The organism is Acetobacter sp. DmW_043, from assembly GCF_002153485.1.
Taxonomy (GTDB): domain Bacteria; phylum Pseudomonadota; class Alphaproteobacteria; order Acetobacterales; family Acetobacteraceae; genus Acetobacter; species Acetobacter thailandicus.
Genome location: NZ_JOMN01000091.1, coordinates 1 through 730, shown reverse-complemented (window position 1 = coordinate 730; position 730 = coordinate 1). Strand labels below are relative to the sequence as shown.

Annotated in this window: 2 protein-coding genes; one reads left to right on the top strand and one right to left on the bottom strand. The window is 51.8% G+C overall.

Annotated elements, in window-relative coordinates:
* Positions 1–63: 63 nt before the first annotated feature.
* Positions 64–357: a conjugal transfer protein TraD gene (locus HK11_RS11860; RefSeq protein WP_086555519.1), complete on the bottom strand. Its 294-nt coding sequence runs from the start codon at positions 355–357 to the stop codon at positions 64–66.
* 164 nt (positions 358–521) lie between these two features.
* Between HK11_RS11860 and HK11_RS11855 the strand changes: the two genes are divergently transcribed.
* On the top strand, positions 522–730 hold a 209-nt coding region (locus HK11_RS11855; RefSeq protein WP_143216410.1), incomplete at its 3' end, for a MobA/MobL family protein.

Here is a 730-nt window from a genome sequence, read left to right as displayed (position 1 = left end):
TCGGTACGTGCCTTTCGTGCCTGATAACGATGGATCAGGGCTGCCTGTTTCCTGATCCGTCTTTCAAGCGTCTGTAATTCCGTTCTGATCGTTTTCCGATCCCTTCCGGACGTTCTTTTTTGCACCTGCGAGAAAGAATGCGGTCCCTCGTTCAGTCCACCTCGCGACAGCTTCAGGTTTACCATCTGCCTGTTCAACAGCTGCAAGCAGTACTCCGGCCAGTGCTTCGATGGACAGGCTGTCAGCTCCCGTCGCCTCAACCAGTTCGCCGAGCTGAAGTGTTCTTTGTACTTTAAGCTGCTTCGCCTTTTCCTGAAGTGCTTTCAGTTCAGCATCAATGTCCCGTGGCTTGCGCATTTCAGGTCCCCTGTTTTTTGTCATATATTCCTGCACTCTATCATACAGACGAGAACCGCGTCACTTATCCTGCGAAATCAATTTTTATGGCGTATTAATATTTAAGTGCGCGCTTATACGTCACTGCGTGACGTGCGCTTATTATGTGTGCTATGACTGAGGTCATGGCGATCTATCACCTGCATGCAAAACTCATCAGTCGTGCTACCGGCAGGAGTGTCGTGGCAGCAGCAGCCTATCGTGCGGCGTCTCGTCTGCATGACGCACGACTGGATCGTGCCCATGATTTTTCGAACAAGAGTGGTGTGGTCCATTCAGAGATCCTGCTGCCCGATGGCGCACCGGAACGGTTTCTCGACCGGTCTGTTCTGTG